At 38.9% G+C, this 24,278-nt stretch carries 30 protein-coding genes; 13 read left to right on the plus strand and 17 right to left on the minus strand.

Annotation, left to right across the window (positions count from 1 at the left end; translation table 11 throughout):
* Positions 1 to 50: 50 nt before the first annotated feature.
* Positions 51 to 1,868 carry a transglycosylase domain-containing protein gene (locus tag M3175_RS07520; RefSeq protein ID WP_251516929.1) on the plus strand — a complete coding sequence of 606 codons (1,818 nt, stop codon included), beginning with the start codon at positions 51 to 53 and terminating at the stop codon, positions 1,866 to 1,868.
* A gap of 38 nt (positions 1,869 to 1,906) precedes the next feature.
* On the opposite strand, the gene M3175_RS07525 is transcribed toward M3175_RS07520, so the two are convergent.
* Both M3175_RS07525 and M3175_RS07530 read right to left on the minus strand, forming a co-directional pair.
* Positions 1,907 to 2,464: a DUF5366 family protein gene (locus M3175_RS07525; protein WP_251516932.1), complete on the minus strand. Its 558-nt coding sequence runs from the start codon at positions 2,462 to 2,464 to the stop codon at positions 1,907 to 1,909.
* Between the two features lie 64 nt (positions 2,465 to 2,528).
* Positions 2,529 to 2,741 carry a hypothetical protein gene (locus tag M3175_RS07530; RefSeq protein ID WP_251516935.1) on the minus strand — a complete coding sequence of 71 codons (213 nt, stop codon included), beginning with the start codon at positions 2,739 to 2,741 and terminating at the stop codon, positions 2,529 to 2,531.
* Positions 2,742 to 3,035: 294 nt separating this feature from the next.
* Here M3175_RS07530 and M3175_RS07535 point away from each other — a divergent pair, with 294 nt between their 5' ends.
* The 7 genes from M3175_RS07535 to mnhG are packed head-to-tail and all read left to right on the plus strand — an operon-like array spanning position 3,036 to position 8,781.
* A complete protein-coding gene (locus tag M3175_RS07535; protein ID WP_251516938.1) occupies positions 3,036 to 5,441 on the plus strand; it encodes a Na+/H+ antiporter subunit A in 2,406 nt (801 codons plus the stop codon).
* Entirely contained in the window at positions 5,438 to 5,860 is a 423-nt protein-coding gene (locus M3175_RS07540) for a Na(+)/H(+) antiporter subunit B (protein ID WP_251516940.1), read from the plus strand. The genes M3175_RS07535 and M3175_RS07540 overlap by 4 nt, the downstream gene beginning before the upstream one ends.
* Positions 5,860 to 6,201 carry a Na(+)/H(+) antiporter subunit C gene (locus tag M3175_RS07545; RefSeq protein WP_160546225.1) on the plus strand — a complete coding sequence of 114 codons (342 nt, stop codon included), beginning with the start codon at positions 5,860 to 5,862 and terminating at the stop codon, positions 6,199 to 6,201. Before M3175_RS07540 ends, M3175_RS07545 begins: the two co-directional genes overlap by 1 nt.
* Positions 6,194 to 7,675 carry a Na+/H+ antiporter subunit D gene (locus tag M3175_RS07550; protein WP_251516942.1) on the plus strand — a complete coding sequence of 494 codons (1,482 nt, stop codon included), beginning with the start codon at positions 6,194 to 6,196 and terminating at the stop codon, positions 7,673 to 7,675. The genes M3175_RS07545 and M3175_RS07550 overlap by 8 nt, the downstream gene beginning before the upstream one ends.
* A 5-nt stretch (positions 7,676 to 7,680) precedes the next feature.
* Positions 7,681 to 8,157, plus strand: coding sequence for a Na+/H+ antiporter subunit E (locus M3175_RS07555; RefSeq protein WP_251516944.1), 477 nt, complete (start codon positions 7,681 to 7,683; stop codon positions 8,155 to 8,157).
* On the plus strand, positions 8,157 to 8,441 hold the full coding sequence (locus M3175_RS07560; protein ID WP_119709774.1) for a Na(+)/H(+) antiporter subunit F1: 285 nt from the start codon (positions 8,157 to 8,159) through the stop codon (positions 8,439 to 8,441). Before M3175_RS07555 ends, M3175_RS07560 begins: the two co-directional genes overlap by 1 nt.
* Positions 8,425 to 8,781 carry a monovalent cation/H(+) antiporter subunit G gene (mnhG, locus tag M3175_RS07565; protein WP_119710705.1) on the plus strand — a complete coding sequence of 119 codons (357 nt, stop codon included), beginning with the start codon at positions 8,425 to 8,427 and terminating at the stop codon, positions 8,779 to 8,781. The genes M3175_RS07560 and mnhG overlap by 17 nt, the downstream gene beginning before the upstream one ends.
* Positions 8,782 to 8,816: 35 nt before the next feature.
* Here mnhG and M3175_RS07570 read toward each other — a convergent pair whose 3' ends face one another.
* Complete coding sequence (locus M3175_RS07570) at positions 8,817 to 9,197, minus strand: PaaI family thioesterase (protein ID WP_251516946.1); 381 nt, start codon at positions 9,195 to 9,197, stop codon at positions 8,817 to 8,819.
* Positions 9,194 to 9,808: a DedA family protein gene (locus M3175_RS07575; protein ID WP_251516947.1), complete on the minus strand. Its 615-nt coding sequence runs from the start codon at positions 9,806 to 9,808 to the stop codon at positions 9,194 to 9,196. The genes M3175_RS07570 and M3175_RS07575 overlap by 4 nt, the downstream gene beginning before the upstream one ends.
* Before the next feature lie 176 nt (positions 9,809 to 9,984).
* Here M3175_RS07575 and M3175_RS07580 point away from each other — a divergent pair, with 176 nt between their 5' ends.
* A complete protein-coding gene (locus M3175_RS07580; protein WP_251516950.1) occupies positions 9,985 to 10,413 on the plus strand; it encodes a YuzC family spore coat inner layer protein in 429 nt (142 codons plus the stop codon).
* 88 nt (positions 10,414 to 10,501) lie between these two features.
* On the opposite strand, the gene M3175_RS07585 is transcribed toward M3175_RS07580, so the two are convergent.
* Both M3175_RS07585 and M3175_RS07590 read right to left on the minus strand, forming a co-directional pair.
* Complete coding sequence (locus M3175_RS07585) at positions 10,502 to 10,699, minus strand: hypothetical protein (RefSeq protein ID WP_251516952.1); 198 nt, start codon at positions 10,697 to 10,699, stop codon at positions 10,502 to 10,504.
* Positions 10,700 to 11,035: 336 nt separating this feature from the next.
* Positions 11,036 to 11,227 carry a hypothetical protein gene (locus M3175_RS07590; RefSeq protein WP_251516954.1) on the minus strand — a complete coding sequence of 64 codons (192 nt, stop codon included), beginning with the start codon at positions 11,225 to 11,227 and terminating at the stop codon, positions 11,036 to 11,038.
* Positions 11,228 to 11,431: 204 nt separating this feature from the next.
* On the opposite strand from M3175_RS07590, the gene M3175_RS07595 reads away from it, so the two are divergent.
* Together M3175_RS07595 and M3175_RS07600 are read left to right on the plus strand one after the other, a co-directional pair.
* A complete protein-coding gene (locus M3175_RS07595) occupies positions 11,432 to 11,902 on the plus strand; it encodes a hypothetical protein (RefSeq protein ID WP_251516956.1) in 471 nt (156 codons plus the stop codon).
* 1 nt (position 11,903) lies between these two features.
* A complete protein-coding gene (locus M3175_RS07600; protein ID WP_251516958.1) occupies positions 11,904 to 12,977 on the plus strand; it encodes an alpha/beta fold hydrolase in 1,074 nt (357 codons plus the stop codon).
* A 137-nt stretch (positions 12,978 to 13,114) separates the two neighbouring features.
* On the opposite strand, the gene M3175_RS07605 is transcribed toward M3175_RS07600, so the two are convergent.
* The 6 genes from M3175_RS07605 to M3175_RS07630 form a co-directional block, all read right to left on the minus strand.
* On the minus strand, positions 13,115 to 13,951 hold the full coding sequence (locus M3175_RS07605; RefSeq protein WP_251517687.1) for an undecaprenyl-diphosphate phosphatase: 837 nt from the start codon (positions 13,949 to 13,951) through the stop codon (positions 13,115 to 13,117).
* A 46-nt stretch (positions 13,952 to 13,997) separates the two neighbouring features.
* Complete coding sequence (locus tag M3175_RS07610) at positions 13,998 to 14,609, minus strand: DedA family protein (RefSeq protein ID WP_251516960.1); 612 nt, start codon at positions 14,607 to 14,609, stop codon at positions 13,998 to 14,000.
* 123 nt (positions 14,610 to 14,732) lie between these two features.
* The gene (locus tag M3175_RS07615) at positions 14,733 to 15,326 is read right to left on the minus strand and encodes a sulfite oxidase-like oxidoreductase (RefSeq protein WP_251516962.1); all 594 of its coding nucleotides are present in this window, start codon (positions 15,324 to 15,326) and stop codon (positions 14,733 to 14,735) included.
* Positions 15,327 to 15,405: 79 nt separating this feature from the next.
* Positions 15,406 to 16,719 (minus strand): Na+/H+ antiporter family protein, encoded by a 1,314-nt coding sequence (locus tag M3175_RS07620; protein WP_251516964.1) that lies wholly within the window; start codon positions 16,717 to 16,719, stop codon positions 15,406 to 15,408.
* A 154-nt stretch (positions 16,720 to 16,873) separates the two neighbouring features.
* A complete protein-coding gene (locus M3175_RS07625; protein WP_251516966.1) occupies positions 16,874 to 18,379 on the minus strand; it encodes a leucyl aminopeptidase in 1,506 nt (501 codons plus the stop codon).
* Positions 18,380 to 18,432: 53 nt separating this feature from the next.
* Positions 18,433 to 18,816, minus strand: coding sequence for a DUF309 domain-containing protein (locus M3175_RS07630; RefSeq protein ID WP_251516968.1), 384 nt, complete (start codon positions 18,814 to 18,816; stop codon positions 18,433 to 18,435).
* Between the two features lie 120 nt (positions 18,817 to 18,936).
* Here M3175_RS07630 and M3175_RS07635 point away from each other — a divergent pair, with 120 nt between their 5' ends.
* Complete coding sequence (locus M3175_RS07635) at positions 18,937 to 19,413, plus strand: divergent PAP2 family protein (RefSeq protein ID WP_251516970.1); 477 nt, start codon at positions 18,937 to 18,939, stop codon at positions 19,411 to 19,413.
* Positions 19,414 to 19,499: 86 nt separating this feature from the next.
* On the opposite strand, the gene spsC is transcribed toward M3175_RS07635, so the two are convergent.
* The 5 genes from spsC to M3175_RS07660 all read right to left on the minus strand — a co-directional run bounded on the left by spsC (position 19,500) and on the right by M3175_RS07660 (position 22,883).
* Positions 19,500 to 20,207: a stationary phase survival protein SpsC gene (spsC, locus tag M3175_RS07640; protein WP_285852207.1), complete on the minus strand. Its 708-nt coding sequence runs from the start codon at positions 20,205 to 20,207 to the stop codon at positions 19,500 to 19,502.
* Positions 20,208 to 20,340: 133 nt separating this feature from the next.
* Entirely contained in the window at positions 20,341 to 20,664 is a 324-nt protein-coding gene (locus M3175_RS07645) for a YuiB family protein (protein WP_251516972.1), read from the minus strand.
* Positions 20,665 to 20,788: 124 nt separating this feature from the next.
* Positions 20,789 to 20,920, minus strand: coding sequence for a YuiA family protein (locus M3175_RS07650; RefSeq protein WP_371321673.1), 132 nt, complete (start codon positions 20,918 to 20,920; stop codon positions 20,789 to 20,791).
* 153 nt (positions 20,921 to 21,073) lie between these two features.
* A complete protein-coding gene (locus tag M3175_RS07655) occupies positions 21,074 to 21,565 on the minus strand; it encodes an NUDIX domain-containing protein (RefSeq protein ID WP_251516974.1) in 492 nt (163 codons plus the stop codon).
* 100 nt (positions 21,566 to 21,665) lie between these two features.
* Positions 21,666 to 22,883: an NAD(P)/FAD-dependent oxidoreductase gene (locus M3175_RS07660; RefSeq protein ID WP_251516976.1), complete on the minus strand. Its 1,218-nt coding sequence runs from the start codon at positions 22,881 to 22,883 to the stop codon at positions 21,666 to 21,668.
* Positions 22,884 to 23,257: 374 nt separating this feature from the next.
* Between M3175_RS07660 and M3175_RS07665 the strand changes: the two genes are divergently transcribed.
* A complete protein-coding gene (locus M3175_RS07665; protein WP_251516978.1) occupies positions 23,258 to 24,256 on the plus strand; it encodes an NAD(P)/FAD-dependent oxidoreductase in 999 nt (332 codons plus the stop codon).
* The last annotated feature ends 22 nt before the right edge of the window (positions 24,257 to 24,278 follow it).

The raw sequence follows: 24,278 nt of genomic DNA on the forward strand, positions 1-24,278 counted from the left end.
ATGACTTTATACACCATCATAATTTTTATTAAGAAAGGGAAGCACCCCCAATGAAAGTAGCAACCGGTTATTTATTTATTATTTTGCTCCTCCCCGTCTTTTTTCTGCTTGCCTATTTTTCTAGCAAAGAGGTACGCTCTTTTGATACTTTCGATCACGTGATAGAAAACAAGATACAGTTAGAAAAAACAAACTTATCACAAACAAGCTTGATCAAAGATCGCAATGGGGAAACCGTTTTAGAATGGTACAGCACCGTAAACCGCATTGTTTTACCAACAAAGGACATTCCTGAGCTATTGCGTGAGGTGTTTGTTCTATCAGAGGATCAGCACTTTTATGAACATATTGGCTTTGACTTAACAGCTATGGGTCGTGCACTTACGATCAATATTCAGTCAAATGGAATAGAACAGGGTGCAAGTACGATTACACAGCAGCTCGCTAGAAATCTTTATTTAACTCACGAGCAGTCTTACAATCGAAAGCTTACCGAAATTCTTTACGCCTACAAACTAGAAAAAACTTATTCAAAAAAGGAAATCATAGATTTATATATTAATTCTATTTATTTTCAAAATGGGGCTTACGGAATTGAAGCAGCGGCTAAGCATTACTTTAACCGTGGAACAATTGAACTGACAAAAGCGGAGCTCCTTTTTCTAGCTGCTGTTCCGAACAATCCGACTTATTACGATCCATTAACCCATTTCGATCGAGCAAAAGCGCGTCAAGAGCGACTCATAGATTTATTAGTTGAAAAAGACAAGCTCTCGGCTTCAGAAGCAACAGAGATAAAAAATTCTCCTATCAATCTAACCTTGCATGAACGAATGGACCAAGCACCTGATTACATGGCGTATGTTCAAAATGAATTATCACAATTAATTGCCCTTTCAGAAGGACTGTCCGACAAAGAAGTGATTGACAATCGAGTTAAAGAAGTGATTGCTTCCGGAATTAGCATCGAAACTTCATTGGACCAAAGTCTTCAAAACCGAGCAAAAACTGCGGTTAGTGATAATCTTCCTTTTATTGATGTGGAAGGGTCGGTAGCTGTAATTGATCATACGAATGCACAGATACTCGCACTTGTTGGTGGAAAAAACTATCAAAAGGGTGAATTCAATCGGGCGTTCCAAGCTTATCGTCAGCCTGGTTCATCGATTAAGCCTTTACTTGTTTACGCTCCTTATTTAGAGGAGACGCATGCCTCTCTCTCTAAAACAGTAGATGCAGGAGAGCTCTGTATTGGTAACTATTGCCCTGAAAACTATGGTGGAAAAGTATATGGAAATGTAACACTTGAACGTGCGTTTGCCAACTCATACAATACACCTGCTGTACGACTGTTAAACGACATCGGTGTAGAAACTGGCTTTCAATATCTAACATCATTCCCATTTAAGAAGTTAGTACCAGATGACCATGTGTTACCAGCTGCCGTTGGTGGCTTTACGTACGGCATGTCACCATTAGAGCTGACAGGGGCTTACACCTCCTTTTATGATGGAGGGTACCAGCAGCCACGTGCCATTCGTAAGGTGACCGACTTACAAGGAAACGTTCTTTACGAGTGGAAGGATGAGAAAAAACAAGTCTGGTCTGCTGAAACCGTCAGCAGCATGCGGAGTCTTTTATCAGAAACGATTTCCTCAGGAACCGCTCGAAAAGCGCATTTATCTCGAGCGACCTACCAAGGCGGAAAAACTGGAACAACGAATAATTACCAAGACTACTGGTTTGTTGGTTTAACCGATTCGCTAACGGTCGGGGTCTGGGTCGGAAGAGATATGCCCTCTAGCATTGAAAATATTGAGCAGTACTCTCCACATCTATATATATGGAAAGCGATCATGTCGAATTAAAAAACAGAACCCCGGATGAGTTGTTCATCCGGGGTTGTTTATACTGGTAAACTAGCAACGATGCTGTTGTATACTTTTAACGCAATAAATACAACACCTAACACGAGCGTTGACCAGGTAAGTACTTGAAAGAAAATCAGTCCAATGATTCCTGATAGTGACAGCTTCGAGCTTACCTTATACACGAAAAAGACAAAGTAACTGATCGTTGTAAGGGAAAAAATGACAGCTAGTATAGTTACATGGGCAGAACCTAAAAGCGATAATACAGAGCCTGAAAAATAAATAATTGCTCCGGCACGAACATCCTTTAAACTTTCTCCGTTAAAATCCTTCGAGAAAAAGAGCAGAGAAAGCTCATTGATCGTATCAGCAATCAGCTTTAATGCTGCAAAAACCATAAAGAAGACAACCAGTAATAAGATAAGCAACGCAAGCTTAATTCCACTTCTAGAAAAGAATTCTAGCATTCCCACATAAATGCCGGTAGCATTCAAAAATTTAAAAAGATGCACCTCAACGAGCATCGCAAAGGACAAGCTAAATAATAAAATAGACACCAAAGGAAAGTAACTTGTTAAATAAGTATTTTTCATTGAATTCTCCACATGTATATTATCTTTCATTATTATGAGAGATAGGAGAACATATTACAAGTCTTTATGGTCTCTCAATTCTTACATATTCCCTTGCCTTGAACATGCGATACTTTTTTTTCTGAATCTCTAATCCTGGATCAGTGGTAAAGATCTCAACCACATCGCCCTCCTCATCAGGACTATAAAATTCACGCTTATCTTTTTTATCTAATGCCCATGCCAAGGACACTAAGAGGAGAAAAATGGACAATGACGCTAGTATTTTCTTTTTCATCCTCACACCTCACTTTAAAATTATTTTGAGGATAAAAGTCTGATTTTATTCAAAAAAAATAAAAATTTTTTCACCATTTCATCTGCGTTTCTACCTATTTATTAGTTTTGCTTCAAGTAAGGGATGTTGTACGCTTGAGGCATGCAAGGTCTGTTTTTTTACGTTATACTTTTTTATATGGCTGTTTCGGGAAAAGAATGTGGAAGCATGTTCAGAGAAAAATATGGAAATAGTAATAGGCAGTATTACTTTAAAAAAACAGTTATCACTTACATATAAAGAGGGGGTTTTGTTTTGTCTTTGCTACACTTGGCCATTGTTTCACCTCTATTGCTCGCGGTCATCATACCTATTTTTTCCAAGAGCATTAGACAAATACATACAGGGTGGTTTGTACTTCCATTACCAGTTGTATTATTTAGCTATTTTCTTTCGTTTATTAGTACCACATCGCACCAAGGTACAGTATATGAAAGCTTTGAGTGGATTCCTTCTCTTGGCATTAATTTTGCGGCTAAAATAGATGGACTTGGATTACTCTTTGCTTTGCTTATATCAGGAATTGGGGCTTTAGTTGTTCTATATTCAATTTATTATTTAGCAAAGGATAAGGAACAGCTCGGCAACTTCTATGTGTATCTTCTTCTATTTATGGGAGCGATGCTCGGGGTAGTTCTATCCGATAATTTAATCGTAATGTACGGCTTTTGGGAACTAACTAGTATTTCTTCCTTCTTACTTATCGGTTACTGGTATCATCGAGAGAAGTCAAGATATGGTGCACAAAAGTCTATGTTAATTACCGTTTTTGGTGGTCTTGCCATGCTAGGTGGAATCATCCTGCTATATATCATGACAGGGTCCTTTAGTATTTCAGAAATTGTCGCGCAATCAGACATTGTGTTAGAGCACACCTTGCTTATTCCAGCCATACTCTGCTTTTTACTTGGTGCTTTTACTAAATCAGCTCAGTTTCCTTTCCATATTTGGCTACCTGATGCAATGGAAGCTCCAACACCTGTTAGTGCCTATCTCCATTCGGCAACCATGGTTAAGGCGGGTATCTATCTTGTAGCGAGAATGAGCCCCGTGTTTGCTGAATCACCTGTATGGCTCTGGCTTGTCGGAGGATTCGGTATCGTCACCTTGTTCTGGGGTTCTTTTTCAGCTGTCAAACAGACTGACTTAAAGAGCATACTTGCCTTCTCAACCGTTAGCCAATTAGGGTTGATTATGTCTCTGTTAGGTGTTGGTGCTGCTGCCCTACATTATGATGGAATAGATGATAATGTTTTTACTGTGGCAACGACCGCTGCTGTTTTTCATTTAATTAATCATGCTACCTTCAAAGGAAGCTTGTTTATGGTCGTAGGAATTGTTGACCATGAAACAGGAACACGAGATATCCGGAAGCTTGGCGGACTCATGCATTTGATGCCAGTTACCTTTACGCTTGCGATTATCGGTGCATTTTCTATGGCTGGCTTGCCGCCATTTAACGGCTTTTTAAGTAAAGAAATGTTTTTTACCGGTATGGTAAATATTTTAAAATTGGATCTTTTCTCTCTAAGCACTTGGGGATTATTGTTTCCTGTTCTTGCTTGGATCGCCAGTGTATTTACGTTCATATACAGTATGAAACTCGTGTTTAGAACATTTACCGGCAAATACAAACCGGAAGGATTAAAAAAGAAGCCACATGAGGCACCACTTGGCATGCTCATTTCACCAGTTGTACTCGGTTCTTTAGTGATCATTTTTGGATTGTTTCCGAATATTCTTTCCCATAACTTAATATCACCGGCGATGGCTTCGATTTTACCGAGTCTGCTTTCCCCAGGAGATATTTTTGACGTTCATATTTACTTCTGGCACGGACCAACTCCAGAATTATTTATGACGATTGGAGTCGTGATTCTTGGGATTCTTCTGTATTTGACATTACCAAAATGGGAGAAAGCCTATCATCTACTGCCTGAAAAATTAACGTTAAACAAGATTTATGACAGAGGACTCGAATCGATTCAATCTGGTTCGTTTAAACTGACAAGATTTTATATGAATGGCTATATCCGGACGTATTTGGTCTATATTTTCGCCTTTTTCATTCTGATTTTAGGATACACCCTTTATACGAAAGACGCGTTTGTGATCGATACAACAAATGTATCTAGCATTGGCTTTTATGAGATAGTTCTTTCCTTACTAATAGTTGTAGCCACCATTACCATCCTGTTTGCTAAATCAAGACTCACCTCCATTATCTTACTAGGAGCCGTTGGGTATACGGTTGCTTTGTTCTTTGTCGTTTTCCGTGCGCCGGATTTAGCACTTACTCAGCTGGTAATTGAAACGGTGTCTGTTGCATTGTTTCTACTTTGTTTCTATCATTTACCGAAATTCAAAAAGGAAGAATCAAAAATTCCTTTTAAGCTCACAAATGCTCTTATTTCTATCGGAGTGGGCGCGATTGTTACAGCTATTGCACTTTCTGCAAATAGTACAAAACTATTTGATTCCATCTCACAATTTTACGTAGACAATACGTATATCCGTGCGGCGGGAAAAAATATGGTTAACGTTATTCTCGTTGACTTCCGTGGCTTTGATACGCTATTTGAAATCTGTGTACTTGCCATTGCATCACTTGGTATTTTTGCCATGATTAAACTACGTCTAACAAGGGGGAAAGAAGGATGAGAACGAATGACCTCATTCTACAAACAGTGACAAAAGTGATTTTGTTCATCATTCTCCTCTTCTCTATTCATCTGTTCTTTGCTGGACATTATTATCCAGGTGGAGGGTTCATTGGAGGGTTGATGACGGCAGGAGCTCTTGTTCTCTTGTTGCTAGCGTTTGATATGAAGACGGTAGCCAATATTTTACCCGTTAATTACCGCATTATGACGGCAATTGGGCTTCTTTTTTCGATTGGAACAGGAGCTGGATCATTGCTATTTAATGTTCCATTTTTAACTCATGCATTTAATGATGTATACTTGCCTATCTTAGGCAAAACATCGTTGCATACAGCCGTGTTATTTGATATCGGTGTGTATCTTGTCGTTATCGGTGTCACAATGACCATTATTCAAACAATTGGGGAGGACGAATAATGGAAATCGTTATGGCGTTTGTAGTTGGTATTATTTTTATGGCAGCCACATATTTAATGCTTTCTAAAAGTTTACTTCGAATTATTATCGGAACGGGACTTTTAAGTCATGGCACACATTTATTGGTTTTAACGATGGGAGGCCTAAAAAATGGTGCTGCTCCCTTACTGGGAGAACATGCTGCCCAGTACAATGATCCCTTGCCACAGGCCTTAATATTAACGGCTATCGTTATTGCCTTTGGTGTTACTTCCTTTTTTCTAGTATTAGCATATCGCGCATACCAGGAGCTAGGAACAGACAACATGGATCGCTTGAGAGGGACGAAGATAAATGAATAATTTGCTTTTATTACCTATACTTATTCCGCTTTTTACGGCGGTCATATTAATCTTTTTAAATCGCTTTACGGTAGCCTCTAGGTGGGTATCCGTTTTATCATTATTGTCCACCGTATTTGTTTCTGTTCTACTTTTTCAAAAGGTCCGAACAGATGGAATTCAAACATTAAACTTAGGAAATTGGGAAGCACCTTTTGGGATTACGTTAGTATCTGACATGCTTTCCGCCCTACTTGTTTTGACAACTAGCGTCATTGCGTTTGCTTGCTGTCTTTATTCCTTCCGAGCAATTGGAGAGGAAAGAGAAAAGTTCTACTATTATTCTATTTTACAATTCCTGATTGTCGGGATTAATGGTGCATTTACGACTGGAGATATTTTCAACCTATTCGTCTTCTTTGAAGTGATGCTTATGAGCTCCTACGTGTTATTGGTACTAGGCGGAACAAAGGCTCAACTTCGCGAATCGGTGAAATATATTCTAGTGAATATTATCTCTAGTTCGTTGTTTGTTATTACCGTTGCTTACTTATATTCGGTCGTAGGAACACTAAATATGGCACATATCTCCACAAGGATTGCAGAAGTGGGACAGCCTGGTATTTTAACAGTGATTGCCGTGTTATTTTTAATCGTTTTCGGTTTAAAAGGAGCCATTTTCCCACTTTATTTCTGGCTACCTGGATCGTATTACGCTCCACCTGCACCTGTTTTGGCGTTGTTCGGGGCGCTCTTAACCAAAGTGGGTGTGTACTCTATCATGAGGACGTATACACTCTTTTTCCCTCATGACCCTGGCTATACTCATGAGCTATTAGGGGTACTTGCGGTGATTACGATTATTGTTGGCATTATCGGAGCCTTAGCGTACTGGGATATTAAGAAGATTATTATTTATAACATTATCGTTGCTGTTGGCGTTATTTTGTTTGGGGTATCGGTAAATACAACTGAATCCTTGACAGGTGCGATTTTCTATTTGATTCATGACATGCTTATTAAAGCCGCATTGTTCCTGCTTGTTGGAGTCGTCATTGCGATTACAGGTACGAGTAACTTAAAGAAGATCAGCGGATTGATTAAGAATTATCCTTTATTAGGCTGGATGTTCTTACTATCTGCCCTTGCTTTAGCTGGAATTCCCCCACTTAGTGGTTTTGTCGGTAAACTGCTGATTATCAAGAGTGGTTTTGAGGCAGAAGCCTATTGGGGTGCTGGAATTGTGTTGATGTCGAGTCTCCTGGTTCTTTTTTCTGTTATGAAAATCTTTATTAATGGATTTTGGGGCATCCATCGCACATATGAAAAGGAAGAAAAAGCTCCTGTTAGCTGGTTGCTTATCTCTCCCGCTATTTTAGTGATTATTTCTGTGTTGTATGGAGTTGGAGCGGAGCTGGTTTACCCGTATATTTTAGAAGCTGCGGAAACACTTACTAATCCTTCCACCTACATCAATGCCGTCATGAAGGAGTGATAACAATGGCATTTCAAATACTATTAAATGTTTTTCTAGCTCTTGTTTGGATGTTTTTAAAGGTCTCTAATGAACCCATCGATTTCTTGGTTGGCTACTTTTTCGGGTTATTGCTCGTCTTTACTTTTCGACGTTTCTTCCCTTCCCGCTTTTACTTATTAAGAGTAGTAGCAGTAATCAACCTAATCGCCATCTTTATAAAAGAGCTTCTTTTATCTAATATTGCTGTTTTAAAGGTCATCATTAAACCAAAGCTTGATATCCAGCCAGGAATTTTTGCTCTTCCTACTGAATTAAAAAAAGATTGGGAAATCACTTTGTTATCCAATCTGATCACATTAACACCTGGGACATTAGTTGTTGATATCTCAGATGATAATCAGACTCTTTATATCCATGCGATGGACGCTTCAGATGCAGAGGCAGCCATTTCTAGCATCAAGAATACATTTGAAAAAGCCATCATGGAGGTGAGCAGGTAATGTTACAGTGGGTGATAACCATTTCTTTAGTATGTATTACCTTATCCATGCTTGCTATGGTGTATCGAGTGATTAAAGGTCCTACAACACCTGATCGGGTGGTTGCACTTGATGCACTTGGAATTTGTTTAGTTGCCATCATCGCGCTTGTTTCAATCATGTTAAAATCAAATGCTTTCCTAGAGGTTATCTTGTTGATTGGAATTTTAGCTTTTATTGGGACAGTTGCCTTCTCCAAGTATTTAGAAAAGGGGGTCATCCTTGAACGTGATCGAAATAGTTAAGGTTATTATCGGGATATGCATCGCACTTGGAGCGCTCCTAACCGTCGTTACAGCAGTGGGCCTTATAAGATTACCAGATGTGTATACACGCACACACGCTGCCTCTAAAGCCGCTACATTAGGAGTTATGTTTGTTTTAGCAGGTACCTTTCTATACTTCTACCTATTAGAAGGCCATATGAATTCTCGACTAATTCTTGGAATTGTGTTTATTTTTATGACCTCACCAGTAGCCGGACATCTTATCGCTAGAGCTGCGTACAATACAAATGTAAAGCTTTGGGAAAATAGTGTTCAGGACGATTTAGCTGCAGTGAAAAAAGAACGTGCTGGGGAATAGGAAAAATCCATGTGTGACTATCACACATGGATTTTTTATCTTTTCTCGATTACAGCTATTGTACAGCGTGACACACTTATAAGCTGATCTTGTTCGTCAGTTATTTTAATATCCCACACCATTGTCGTTCGACCTTGATGAAGGACTGTTCCAGTAGCGGTTACGATACCGTCTCTTTTAGCTTTAATATGATTGGCATTGATTTCTAATCCAACGACAACTTCCTTTTCCTTATTAACCAATTCGTATGCTCCAATGGAAGCAACGCTTTCTGCAAGGGCCACTGATGCACCGCCATGGAGAAGGCCGAACGGTTGACGTGTACGATCATCTACAGGCATCGTAGCGACGACTCTTCCTTTTTCAATCTGCTTAATTTCAATTCCTAGCGTTTGAATTAATGAGTTTCCCTTCATAAAGTTGAAGACCTCCTAAGCTTTTTTACTTTTTTCCGATTGATCACTTTTATTAAAAGAAACGAACATACAAAAACGATACTTCCCATAAGCAGTAATTCTGTTTCATACTGGACAAGGATTTCCTTCTGATCACCAAACCAATATCCAAGCGAAAATACGATACTCAGCCAAATAAAAGCCCCACTGTAGGCAAACAAGGCAAAAACTTTATAAGACAGCTTGCTTACTCCATAAATAAAGGGGACAAAGTTTCGTAATCCAGGGATAAAGTAACTAAACAGAAGGGAAAAAGCATGGTACTTTTCTATGGATTGGAAGGAACGGTCAATGGTACGAGCCATTCGTTTGCTCTTTCGAAAGAATGGAAGGAGTCTAACACCTATGTACTTTCCTGCGAGGTAGCTTGTAGTTAATGCAGCAACTATTCCTAGATATGTAGAAAGAAAGATGAATACTGGATTTAAGGTACCTAGAGATGCTGCTAACCCCACCGTCATGGCGATGATTTCATTAGGTACTGGCATGCCTACAACTCCGAACCAAAGCCAAAGGAACAGCCCTAAATATCCATTTTCCTCAATTAAATCAAGAATAAAATCTAACTCCATTCTTCCACCTCCCAAAACCACTTTAACAACATTAGTAACTAAGTAAATTAATTATAGCAAAATATAGTACCAACTAGGTCATTTTAACATTTTTGTAATGTTATCATTAGACATTCTTTCGGACGCATATATTATGTCGGATATATATCCATTTTCTAATAAAGGATGTGAAATGGTTGTATTACTACGATCCTAGAAGCTTTCAATACTATTACGTACCCTTTCAAGCCTACCCACACTTCTCACCCTATTACTCCGTAGGCGCACGTCAGTCACCTTTCTACTTTCAACCCGATTATTACTTCCGGCCTTTTCAAGAGGTAAATCCACAGTTATTTATGACTTCAGCTAAATATATGCAATCACTGATGAAAGATGCAAGTGTGCTTCTTGAAAGAATGGCTGATTCAAAGGAGTTTGCCAAACAGCTTATGAGCAACGCACAAGAATCGAAGCAGAAGCTTGTCGAAGACCAAATTAAACATACGGGAATTCAGAACATCCCTGTTGTAAGCTATACACCGGATGGTTTAAAACTAGTCTTCAGCAGGGATATAGATACGATAAATTGCTGTAACTTGACTCTTACGGTCAGGTGGATGTAAGGGTGTGTTCACAATAAAAAGGTTGAAAATCGTTATAGTGATTTCAACCTTTTCGTCGTACCTTTTAGTTTTCTAACATAATTTTTTATTAATAGTATGGATATCCATATCCATAGACTGGTGGATAGTATGGATATGGATATGGGTATGGGTAGAATGGTCTTGGCCGATAAAATGCGCCACCTAACAACCCTCCCGCAAAACCACCTAATAATCCAGCCGCAAATGGTGCTCCGAAGAAAAATCGATCTCCACGATGATGTGGTCCAACGTAATGATGTTGCATTCGTATACCTCCTTTTCATGTCTGTACTTCCCTACACTACTTCATATGCAACAAACACCTAGTTGGAATAGGCTAACGTCCATCATGTGGAAAGATAATATAAGGCGGGCTTTGTATAATGTTTGGATTATAAGGAGGTAGGTTGGTGGAGTCTTTGTGGAGTTGTGTGGAGAAAGACCATTAGCTGTTTGCTGATTTTGGTCTTCATCAAGGCGATGAAGACCATTTCTCCTGGATCTTAACCCGTTTTGATCTTCATAAGCTCAATGAACGTCGTTTCCTACTCATGCAAAAAAAAAAAAACGTGAACTCTTGAAGAATTCACGCCTGTCGCCTTTACTCCTGACCTAAAATCCCAGCTGTTTGGTCGCATGATTGTAGGGCTGAGTTTACTTGTTGCAAGGTTTGCTCGATGCGGTCACGGTTAGATCCCTTTTCAACTGTATTTAAAGCATTTTGTAAGCAATCCTTTGCTTCTGATAAGGCACTTACTGAATCTTGGACATATCCTCTAGCGTTTTTCTGCATGAATAAAAACCTCCTTATATATGGTACGGAGATATTATTTACCTTTTGAAGTAGAATATGCTTTTCCCTTGCACAAAGTATTGGCATTTTCTTGACAGTTAAAAATAAGGCAGAGGCAAATATCCATTTTTCGCACCTTCTCTTAGTGCCTGTCTATAATATATAGTGATATTTTTTGTACATTACAAAAGGGAGCTGAAATCATTGGACAGCGAACAGCTTGATGATTTATATAGCCAAATAAAATTAACTGGATCGAAAGCAGAGACTTTAATAAACGATTGGATAAAAAATCGAGTAAACAAAGAGGACATCATTGGACTACTAGGTAGAAGAACACAATGGTACGGGAAGCTTATTAAGGAGCTGCAAGACGCTGTGGAAACAGCCTCGGTCCCATTAAACATACCAACCAAAAGGGACGTAGCAAGTGTGGCCAAACTGACGATTCAAAACGAAGATCGGCTGGAGGATATTCAGCAAAAATTAGCACAAATAGAAACGACGCTACAGCGATTAGAAGCTGGAATGGGTACAAAACCCTCACCTACTAACACCCCTTTAAAAAGAGCAAGCAGAAGACCTCTTGACCGTAATGAAAGAGCACAGCTTGTTCAAGAAAATCTTGCAAGGCTCTCAGATGCTTTATTAAATCAATCGAAGCTTGGTGAGTAGTATGGAAGCTGAACGATTTTCACTTGAGAAAAATCGATGGAGTTCACTGTTCCGTGCGTTTACCGACGGACCTTCCATTACAGCAGCAACACCTAGACAAGCACTCTGGAAAAGAAACAAAGCCACTTTATGGTACTATCCTGCACCTGTTAAAAGATATCAGACACCACTCTATTTAATTTATTCTTTAGTCAATCAAGCAACGATACTAGATTTATTACCAAATACAAGTTTAATCGGAGCTCTTACCAATGCTGGCTATGAAGTGTATTTAATCGACTTTGGAATCCCAAGATACGAAGATCGCGACATGACCATCGACGATTATGTACTCAAGTATATCCAGTCAGGTGCAAGGATCGCTCTGAAACATTCCAATAGCAATAGCATTAGTCTCATGGGATTTTGCCTCGGAGGAACACTCGCAGCTATTTACGCAGCCATAGCCAAGGAACCAATCGAGAATCTTATTCTCTTTGTTACTCCTGTCGACTTTTCGCATTTTCCGAAGTTTGATCTCTTACACCAAGCCATCAAGGATAAAACGATCGACCTATCACCTCTTATAGATAGTCTAGGAATTATGCCAGCAACCTTTATCCATTATGGCGTTCGACTAATCACTTCCCCTGTCTATATCTCTCCGTATTTATCACTATTAGTAAAAGGACATAACAAAGAATACGCACACAAATGGTCATTATTCAATCAATGGACAAAGGAGCATATTCCCTTTCCGGGTGCCGCTCTTAAGCAAATGGTGAATGAGCTAATCATCCACAATAAGTTAGTAACAGGAAAATTTACGATTGGTGGAAAACCAGCCAGATTGCAACAAATACTTTCTAACCTATTAGTGATTGCTTCAACTAATGATGAACTCGTACCAATAGAGCAAGCCTTGCCCATGATGACATTAGTAGGAAGCGAAGACAAGGAGCTTATACAGTTGCCAAATGGACATACTGGTATTGCTTCAGGTGCGGGATTACCCACCACCCTTTTTCACTGGTTAGCAAGCCGGTCTCATCCATTACTCATAGAAAGCGAGGAGGGTAATCTAGATTGGAAATAGAAATGTATGATGAAGTTTATGAGTATTTAGGATTTGCTTATATCGTATTTCAACTGTTTTTTGAAAAAGGATACGGTATGTTTTATATGAATTTTTTCGAATAATAGAAAAAGGCCCCCTATAGAGGCCTTTTTCTGTTATAAGATAAATACTACAAAGATAATCGTTGCAAGAATGATTCGATAAATTGCAAATGGAATTAATTGAACTTTATTAATTAACGCTAGGAAAAAACGAATTGAAATAAGTGCAAATACGAACGCACTAATGAAGCCGGCAATAAAGAAAGGGAGTGCATCCATTGTAAAGTATTCCCAGCTATTTAATAGAGAAATTAAGCTTGCACCAGCCATGATTGGAACAGCCATAATGAATGTAAAGTCAGCTGCTGCACGGTGGCTTAATCCTAAAATGACTCCCCCGGACATCGTCGATCCTGAACGAGAAAACCCTGGCCATAATGCAATACATTGGAACAATCCAATGATAATGGCTTGCTTGTACGAAATCTGATCGACCGTTTCCACCTTTGGCTTTTTATCCTTTGGCATTAAATCAGCAATAATCATAAGTACCGCACCAGCAACAAGTCCGATTAATACTGTTTCTGTTGTAAAAAGATGCTCATCAATATAGTCGTCAAATAACACACCAAGAAGTCCAGCCGGAAGGAGACCAACGATAACTTGAGAAAGTTTAAGCTTTTTCCCACCATACTCTTGCTTCGTTTTTCTTGATGAAAGTCCCAATAACTGTATAAAACGGTCTTTGAACACAATAACAACCGCCAAAATAGAACCAAGCTGAATAACAACCTTGAACGTGTTAGCCACTTCACTGCCGAACAATTCTTTTGATTTAAAAAGCATATCATCTACTATAATCATATGACCAGTTGAGGAAACTGGAGCAAATTCCGTTAATCCTTCTACAAGGCCTAAAATAATCGCAACAAATATATCCCATACATTCATCAATTACATACCTCTGTTTCTATTAATTCGTTCCATGCATAAACACTTACTTTTTATAAAAAATTCTTCTTCCGAAAAAGATGAGTACCGCTAAAATCGCGATAGCACCTACTCCATAAATAATATCGGAATACACTTCTGTGTAACTTAAAATCTGCTTCCAATTCTCTCCAAGCTTTGCTCCAATAACAATCAGAAGCGTGTTCCAAATCGCTGTTCCTAAAAGCGTAAAAAGTAGGAACAACGGCATTTTCATATTAGACATCCCGGCAGGTACAGAAATAAGACTTCTTAATAACGGAACCATTCGGCAGAAGAATACCGTCCATATTCCGTAACGGTCAAACCAAGCATCCGCTTTGTATACATCTTCTCTTTTTAATTGAAGGTATTTACCCCAACGGTCCACAATTTTTTCCAAACGTTCAACATCCAAAATCGTCCCAATATAGTATAAAATCGTTCCACCAACCACTGATCCAGCCGTTGACGCAACGATCATCATCGCTACCGACAATTCAGTTTTGGTTGTCATAAATCCACTAAACGGTAGTACAAGTTCAGATGGAATGGGTGGAAACACATTTTCTATTACAATAATTAAAAATACCCCAAGATACCCATAGTTCTCAATAATATTAAAGATCCATTCTTCCATAATTTCCTCCTTGCCAAACAGCCCTTTTCAAATCAATTCGTTCTGTCTTCAACTTCATAATTGTAATCATTTGTGCAATGCCCTGTCTACCTTCTTTTTAGAATATGGTTTAATTTCCCTCTTTTAATCCCAAGTAAAACGTTCTTCCTTCCATGGGTTTCCATAGTTGTGATAGCCATTTTTCTCCCAAAAGCCAGGTTTATCATCTTTAGAAAACTCGATTGCCCGAAGCCATTTGGCACTTTTCCAAAAGTACAAATGGGGAATTACCGCGCGCAGAGGATATCCATGCTCAGGTGTGAGCGGTATCCCATTAAAGCTGTGAGCGAGCAAACTTGTCTCTTTTGCAAAGTCTTCAAAAGGAATATTAGCTGACCAGCCTTCTTCCGCATGAAAAATGACATGTTCTACTCCCTCTAACAATTCAACCGCACCCAGCACAGCCCGTGTACTTATTCCACCCCACGTATTATCAAGCTTCGACCACCCAGTCACACAATGAATATCGTTTTGATATTCTGTTTGTGGTAATTCCATAAGCTCAGAAAAAGTGAAAACTACTTCCTCTTTCACTTCACCAAATAGACGAAGATTCCATTCATTTAAGTTTTTATAATATGGAACATTCCCGTGATGTAACACAGGAAAAGTGGTGGTTACATTTTGATTAGGAGGTACACGTTCGTTTGTCTTCTTGCTTACTTTTCCAAAGTACATACAAGCACTCCCCTATTGTTAATATGTATAAGCAAATCAAAAAATGCAGCCTTCATTAAGAAAGCTGCACTTTCACCTATTATAATACCATAGCCGCGATCCAACCGAAAATGACAAGTGGTATATTGTAATGAATAAAGGTTGGCACACATGTGTCCCAAATATGATTATGCTGACCATCTGCATTCAATCCGGCTGTAGGACCGAGCGTACTATCAGAAGCCGGAGACCCTGCATCTCCTAGCGCTGCTGCTGTACCTACTAATGCGATCGTAGCCATCGGACTAAAACCTAATTCCATACAAAGTGGCACGAAAATGGTAGCAATGATAGGGATGGTAGAGAAAGAAGATCCAATACCCATAGTCACTAACAAACCTACTACTAGCATCAATAATGCAGCAAGCCCCTGGTTTCCACCAATCACATTTGCGGACTGCTGAACAAGCTCATCCACTGCTCCAGTTGCTTTTAACACTTCGGCAAATCCAAAGGCCGATAACATGACAAATCCGATAAAGGCCATCATTTTCATTCCATCTGTTAGAAGCTCGTCCGCTTCACGCCACTTCACGGAACCACTCAAGTAGATAATAATAATCCCTGCAAGAGCACCGATGATCATTGAATCGAGGAGAATTTGCACGATCAATGCACCAATGATCGCCAGTACAGCAAAAACGATAGCTAACTTACTTTGTTCTTGCTTTTCTACTTTAATTAAGTCGTGTGTCACATAGTTTCTTCCTTTACGGTAAGAAAAGAAAATAGCAATTAATAATCCTACTAAAAGACCTGCTGTCGGAATTAACATCGCTGTCGGAATATCAGCAGGGTCAATGGTTAATCCACTATCAGACATATTAGTAGCTAGTATATCATGAAAGATTTTTCCAAATCCTGCGGGTAAAAGAATATAAGGGGCCGTTAACCCGAATGTTAATACAGACGCGATTAATCTTCTGTCTATTTTTAACTCATTCATCACATTTAATAGTGGTGGAATTAAAATAGGAATAAACGCAATATGGATAGGAATCAGGTTTTGCGAGAAGCAAGCCATTAATAAAATCGCAAAAACAATCAGCGCTTTTGAATAAACTTTAGCTTTCGAATCACCATTCTTTTGAACCATTTTTAAGACGGCATCGACCAATACATTTGGCAGTCCAGTCTTTGAAATGGCAATAGCAAAGCCACCTAATAAAGCGTAACTTAAGGCAACCTCCGCACTTCCTCCTAATCCTCCAGAGAAAATTTCAATCGTTTCTCCTATCGATAACCCGCCGGTTAATCCACCGACGATCGCTCCGATAATAAGGGATAACACGACATTTACGCGAAATAAACTTAATAGTAGCATAACAAGCACGGCAAGGATGACTGCATTCATGTTGTATAAGTGCTCCTTTCTATTAACAATCCTTTAGTTTGGTAAATTGGTAGAGTAATAAAACACAAGAATTAAAATAGCATAGAATTTCAAAGCCTGTCAAGGAAATTAAAAAAACTCTAAGGACTTTTACCCCTAGAGTTTTTTTCACCAATTATTTAATTGCTTCAAATCGTTCAACAAAGAGGGCGAGTGTTCTTGTCATCACACCTGTCGCTCCGTCCGGTCCTAGGTCTGACGCTTTAGAGGTGGTAGCTGTCCCGGCAATATCTAAATGTACCCATGGGGTATTTTCGGCAAACTCACCGACAAACGCTCCACCCATGATCGCATGACCTTCTCGACCAGGTGAATTGTTCAGATCAGCAATCTTACTATTTCTTACTCTTTCTTTATCCTTTTCGAAAAGAGGAAGACGCCACATAGGTTCGCAAGCTTCAGAAGAGGCTTCAAGTACTTGCTCAAATAATCCTTCATGATTCGTAATCGCACCAGTTGTATCTGTTCCAAGCGCGATAATCACTCCACCAGTAAGCGTTGCTATATCAACCAAATACTCCGCTCCGTGGAACTTCGCGTATGTAACAGCATCAGCCAATACTAATCTGCCTTCTGCATCTGTGTTTAATACTTCAATCGTTTTCCCACTCATAGACGTAATCACATCGTCTGGCTTAAAGGCTGTACCACTAATCATGTTATCAGTTGAAGGAATGACGGCAACCACATTTTGCTCAGGACGTAACTCACCGATGATTTCCATCGCTCCAAGCACGGCAGCAGCTCCACCCATATCAGTTTTCATTCCAACAATGCCATCCTTTGGCTTGATTGAATAGCCACCCGTATCAAAGGTAATCCCCTTACCGACTAAACCAATAACATCTGTCCATTCCTCTTTCCCTTGATACTTCAGAACAATCATTTTTGGCGGCTCGGTTGATCCCTGATTGACGGCTAACATGGCGCCCATACCTAGCTTTAGCATGTCTTCCTTTTCAAGTATTTCTATTTCAAATTCGTATTTCTCACCTAGCTCCTTTGCGTAATTAGCCATATCGGTAGCTGTTAGCATATTTCCAGGTAAGTTTACTAGTGTACGAGCAGAATTTGTTCCTTTACCGTATACATACCCAACGGTTAACGCAGCCTGATGGTCTTCCTTTTCTAACTGTTCACTAAAAACATGGACATTTTCAATCCTTTTTTCCGGCTCATTCGATTTTTGCTTATAACCTTTAAACTCATACGTAGCTAAAGCAAGCGCTTCTCCGACAGCATGGGCTACATCCAACGCGTCTAGTTCTTTCCCTATGAAAGAATCTAAGTGAACAGCCATTTCGACTAACCTTGCTGATTGAATTTGTTTGCACACCGCTCCAAATGCTTCGCGTATGGAAGCAAAGGTAGCTTGATCCTCTTTTCCAAGACCAACAATATATAAATTTCTAGCTCCAATTTTTCCAAATGTATGTATTTTCGTTATGCTCTTCTTTTTCGCTGACAAGTCACCGCTTTTCACTAAATCGGTTAAATAGCCATCAAATTGATTATCTAGCTCTTTTAACTCACCGTCGAACTTTACTGGCTTATCAAATAATCCAACGACTAATGCGTCCAATTTCATGGATAAATTCATTTTATCATGTACGGAAAACATACCGTCACCTCCATCTGTTATAAAACTATTATATAAAAAATTATTTCGAATATCTAATTATCTTCTTCTAAAAATAAGTAGTACTGGGGGAGTCTTGGAAGAGTCCCTACTTCTTCAAAGGGAATTCGATCCATATGTTGTGGTATAATAGTAAGACACTGGTAAATAAATGCATGGAGCTTTTCAACGTCCAAACCCCAGTACTTGGGACGATACGAGTCTAAATATTCATAAGCCACCTTCATCATTGATCTTGCACCAACCACATTACCGTACTCGTAATGATAAATGGCTACACTCATTTGTAATAATCCTTTTAAAAAGTAATTTCCTTTATCAGTCATCCACATTTCTTCCAGTAAATCGTGACAAGTATAATAATCGCCTTCGTTAAAAGAAATAAAAAACTCATAATATTCAGCTGGATAGTGTGACAATGACTTCCCCCCTAAATGTGCTACATTTACCACTATCTTAGCAAAGGAAAATGGGAAAATCATGTTATAACTAGAATTTTTGTGATATTGATTCATGATGGAGAAAAGAGGTATATATTTATGGAATTTTTATTTAACTTCCCATTAATCGCTTCCTTGATCGCAATCTTTTTTGCTCAGTTTGTAAAGGTTCCTATTCAGTATCTGGCTACACGAAAAATTGATTGGTCCCTGCTTACGAGTACAGGAGGAATGCCTAGCTCCCATTCTGCTGCTGTAACCGCACTGTCTACCGGCGTGGCTTTTGAAGCTGGGGTTGATTCCGCTTTATTCGCTGTAGCAGCTGTGTTTGCTATTATTACCATGTTTGATGCTACAGGTGTACGACGACAAGCTGGAGAACAAGCGATTGTATTAAATCAACTTGTACATGACTTTCATAAATTTCTAGATGAAGCAAAAGGGTGGCCAAATAAGCCAGAACAAGAGAAACGAAAAGAGTTAAAAGAGCTACTTGGGCACAAACCAATTGAAGTATTCTTTGGAGGAATTACTGGTGTTCTCGTTGCATTCTTCCTACGGTTCATCACTACATAAACAAAGATAATATTTCCACTTAACTAATCAGGATAATTAGGAAAACTAAAAAGGCAAGTTCCTCTCATGAGAAACTCGCCTTTTACTTATTTACTTTCTGAGCTCGTGTATTGCTGACGGAATACTTGTAATGCTTTGTCCTCATTTAAGGCACGAAGCTCTTCTTCAGTTAGCTTTCCGTCACCTTTTTCAATAACATACACTTCAATTGTTTTCTTACCCCAGTTGTTATACACATCTTCAACTGTTTCATAATAAAGGTCTACCTTATTGCCTTTAATCGCTCCACCTTTATCGGCAACCACTCCGTATCCATATCCAGGAATAAAGAGAATGGTTCCGATTGGAAAAACATTTAAATCCGCAGCTACTGTTGAAAATAAGTCTCTCGTTACCTTGACACCTGAATATGTAATTCCAAACTCTGGATGCCCAGGGTTCTTTCCAGTTGATTCAACTCCTGCAGTGTAGCCAGTGGCTGTTACCGTTGCTTTCGGGTATTGCCCCCAATCAAATGCTTCTTCAAGCTTTGGTGGAGCCCCGATTACTTCTTCACTTGATGAGATTAATGTTTCTTCACTAGCTATATTATTTAAGAATTTAAATGCCAACCCAATTTGTTTTACGGTGTGATCAAAAACAGAATCCTCAGTATCCACTTCGTCACCATAATTTGTATTTGCCAGTAGAGATTCAGCTTTTACACCAGAGATGCTTTGAAATGTTGCACCTAATGCTCCAATAAACAACACCATCAGCATGACACGCCTTATAAACAATTTCACCATTTTCATCTTTTTTCACTCCTCCCAAAAATAGTCATTTCCCATTTCTGAAAGAAGTATTCATATTTTAGTGAATTAATAGATTTTGGTATATTTTAACAAGTTCACATATAAATCAAAAAAACCTCCACAGATGTGAAGGCTAAAACATGCGGTATCCCTTATTTCTTAACATTTTTATCGTTATTCCAGCCAGTATGGCTCCTGCCATTCCGCTACTTAAAATTAGAATATCTGCAAGTGCTAGATTCATAAATCGGTTCCCCAAGTCTTGAAAAGCAGTTGCACTATTTGTAAAATACTCACTGAAGCTAACTACATCAACAATGAGGATCGAAACGATTGGATAAATGATTGCCATAATCCACGACATTCTTAGTAGCATATTTAAGATGAATCCGATTCCAAAAAATAAAACAAAAAACAAAAGCATCGATATTGGTAGAACAAATATCGTCATTGGCATTTGATTGTTTCCCCCTTCACACATCAACTTTTAGTGTACTAAAAGCAATCGTTTTTCGTCAATATAATGGCGGGAGGAAAGAAAGACAAAAAAATACTCCGCATCATATACGGAGGAAATTTGGTTATTTTGATTCTTTCTCTTTTCCAGTTCCTCCACAGCTTGGGCATGTTTCTGAGCCACCAAGTAAAAGCTGGAAGTAACCCTTTCCTGAGCAATAAAGACATTCCTTTGTTTCAACCTTCACTGCACTCATTTTCATCAACCTTTCCAAACGACTGAATTTTCAGATAATATATCATGAAAAAACAAAAAAGGAAAGTAAGAAAATCTTCCAAAAACAAAGATTGGAAACGCATACAAGTGTTTTTTTCTCAGTTTTTCATAGCGTTTCTAAATATTTTAATAATTATAAAAACAACTTGTATGATGTGTATCCAAACTGCTGTCCAGGATCAATACTGTCGACTTTCAATCTTTCTTCAGATGATATCGCTTCAATCATATATCTAAGCATAATCGAAGCTGTATTCTCATCAAGCAGCTGGTCTGGAAGGATAAAAGCAGCTTCATACAGCTCATTTTCTTGAATAACAATACTCTCTTCAGGCTTTGTTTGCTGTAGAAGGAACATAATCATATTGTCACTAATTTCATGCTTAATGACTCCTGTTCGTACTCCAAGCAATTGTTCAACACGGCAGGTTAATCCTGTTTCTTCTTTTACCTCTCGAATAACAGCCTCGTCTGCTGTTTCCCCTTCATCTACAAATCCCGCAGGTAGAGACCACTTCCCCTTTAGCCCACCGTACTTCTTTTTTACCACAAGCCACTCACCATGTGCATTTATAACCAAACCAGCCACTGCCAGCCAGACCTTTCCTCTTTCCGTTTTCTTCACATTCCACACCCCACTTATACAATTATTATATCACCGAAAGCATGGATTTTTTTTAACAAAAAAGAACAAGCTGTTTGTTCAGCTTGTTCTTTCTCATCTATTATAGAACGTTGAATTTCCCTTTTTTCAGAACTAGTGAAGGTCCACCGATCATAAATAATGCACGGTTATCAACCATCTTCTTCATGAATGAAGCCGTTCCACCAGTCATCTTTTTACCAAATGCTACTCCAATTGCATCGTCGTGTCCAAGTGAGCAAACTGTACCTTTGTTATCGAATGTAAAGTGACCTAACTCACCTTTGTCACGGATAAGAGCTACTAGGTTGCTTGCACAAAGTTCCCCTTGTTGCATGGCAATTTGAGCTGTTGGTGGGTATGGACGATTAACCTTTTCGTCAATAATTAAAGAGCAATCACCAATGATGAATACATTGTCATGTCCAGGAACACGTAGGTCAGGTTGAACCTTTACGCGACCTCTCATTGCTTCAAAACCAGAGTTTTCAATAATTGAGCTACCGCGAACTCCAGCTGCCCAAACCACTGTCGCAGCCTTAATTTCTTCTACTTCGTCTTCGCCTTTACCAACAACAATTCCATTTTCAGTTGCTTCTTTAATAGCCGTACCGATCATGAATGTTACACCTTTACGCTCTAATTGTGCTGTTGCGTAGCTTACTAGCTCTGGATCAAATCCTGGTAGCACCATTGGAGCTGCCTCTACACAAATTAGTTTCACTTTACCGAAATCAATATCGTACTCGCGGCAAAGCTCAGGAATACGGTTTGTTAATTCCCCTAAGAATTCAATACCTGTAAATCCTGCACCACCAACAACGATTGCTAATCTCTCATCTTTCTTTTCTTCTTCCATATTGTACGTTGCGAATTGATATTCAATATGTTCACGAAGTTGACGTGCTGCATTGATGTTAGCAATTGCAAATGCATGCTCTTTCAAACCTTTAATTCCGAACGTTTCTGGCTCTGCACCTAGTGATACTACAAGGTAATCGTACTCAACTTCACCTTTATCAAGTACCACTTTCTTTTCTTCATGGTTGATTGAAAGAACCGTTCCTTTGATGAACTCCACTTTGTTTGTGTCAATAACATCTGTTACATTGTAACGTACACGGTCATGGTGTAATGTACCCGCTGACGCTTCATGTAACCATGTTGTTTCATAGTGGTAATCATTTTTGTTAATAAGGACGATATCTGCTTCATTAACACCGACTTGCTTTTGTAATCTTGTTACTGTCATTAATCCACCGTATCCGGCACCTAATACTACAATTTTTGGTTTTCTCAAGACGTTCAAACCCACCTTTTTTTATATATAGTTTTTGTGTTTTTTTTATCTTCCGCTTCTATAAAGGAATTTATTTTATAATAACAACGAAAAGTTTGTGATGTTTTTCACGAAAGAAGACAAGAAAATGTTGAAAAAAAGACACAAAAAGTTAACAATATGTCTACATATCATCATATTCCTTTTCATTCACTTTTTCAAGCAGAAAATCTACCAAAAATCGATCACATAAATGGTAAACTTTTCTGACAATCCTCTTGCTATTAGTGACTTATTCAGAGGGAGTTTCATTATTTAGTCATAACTCCGGGCTATTTTTAATACTTTTGGTAGTATGAAATGATAAATCCTACACATAGTTAGGGGGATATAGAATGAAAGAGGACCAGACAGTTTACGACATTACCATTATTGGCGGAGGACCTACTGGACTATTTACTGCCTTCTATGGGGGAATGAGACAAGCTACTGTTAAATTGATTGAAAGCTTGCCACAGTTAGGTGGGCAATTGTCCGCTTTATACCCTGAAAAATATATATATGATGTTGCTGGATTCCCTAAAGTCCGAGCTCAACAGTTAGTCAATAACCTAAAGGAGCAAATGGCTACATTTAATCAAACCATTTGCTTAGAGCAATCCGTTGAAAAAATCGAGAAACAAACAAATGGAACCTTTAAGTTAATCACGAATAAAGAAGTCCATTTTTCAAAAACAATTATCATCACTGCTGGCAATGGAGCCTTTCAGCCCCGTCGATTAGAGTTAGAAAACTCCTCCCAATACGAAGGGAAAAATCTATACTACTTTATTGACGATCTCCGCCAATTTGCTGGTCAAAAGGTGGTGGTATTCGGCGGTGGAGATTCAGCCGTTGACTGGGCTTTAATGCTCGAACCGATTGCCGAAAAAGTAACGATTGTTCACCGTCGTGATAAGTTCCGTGCTCACGAGCACAGTGTACAAAACCTTCAACATTCCAAGGTGGAGATAAAAACTCCCTATGTCCCCGCTGATTTACTTTCGAACAGCAAAGGAGACATTGCTCAGGTCCTGCTAAAAAATGTGAATGATAAAACAGAAGAAACCGTCGAAGTCGATGCTGTAATTTGTAACTATGGATTCGTTTCATCCCTTGGTCCCATCAAAGAATGGGGACTTGAGATTTCAAAAAACTCTATTATGGTAAATTCAAAAATGGAAACGAATATTCCCGGCATTTATGCAGCGGGCGATATCTGTACGTACGAAGGAAAGGTAAAGCTAATTGCCTGCGGCTTCGGCGAAGCACCAACAGCCGTGAACAACGCAAAAACATTTATTGATCCAAAGGCAAAAGCACAGCCGCTTCATAGCTCTTCTATGTTTAAATAATAAAAAAGTGCAAGGATGAACC

Source organism: Robertmurraya korlensis (assembly GCF_023715225.1).
In the GTDB taxonomy this organism is placed as follows: Bacteria; Bacillota; Bacilli; order Bacillales; family Cytobacillaceae; genus Robertmurraya_A.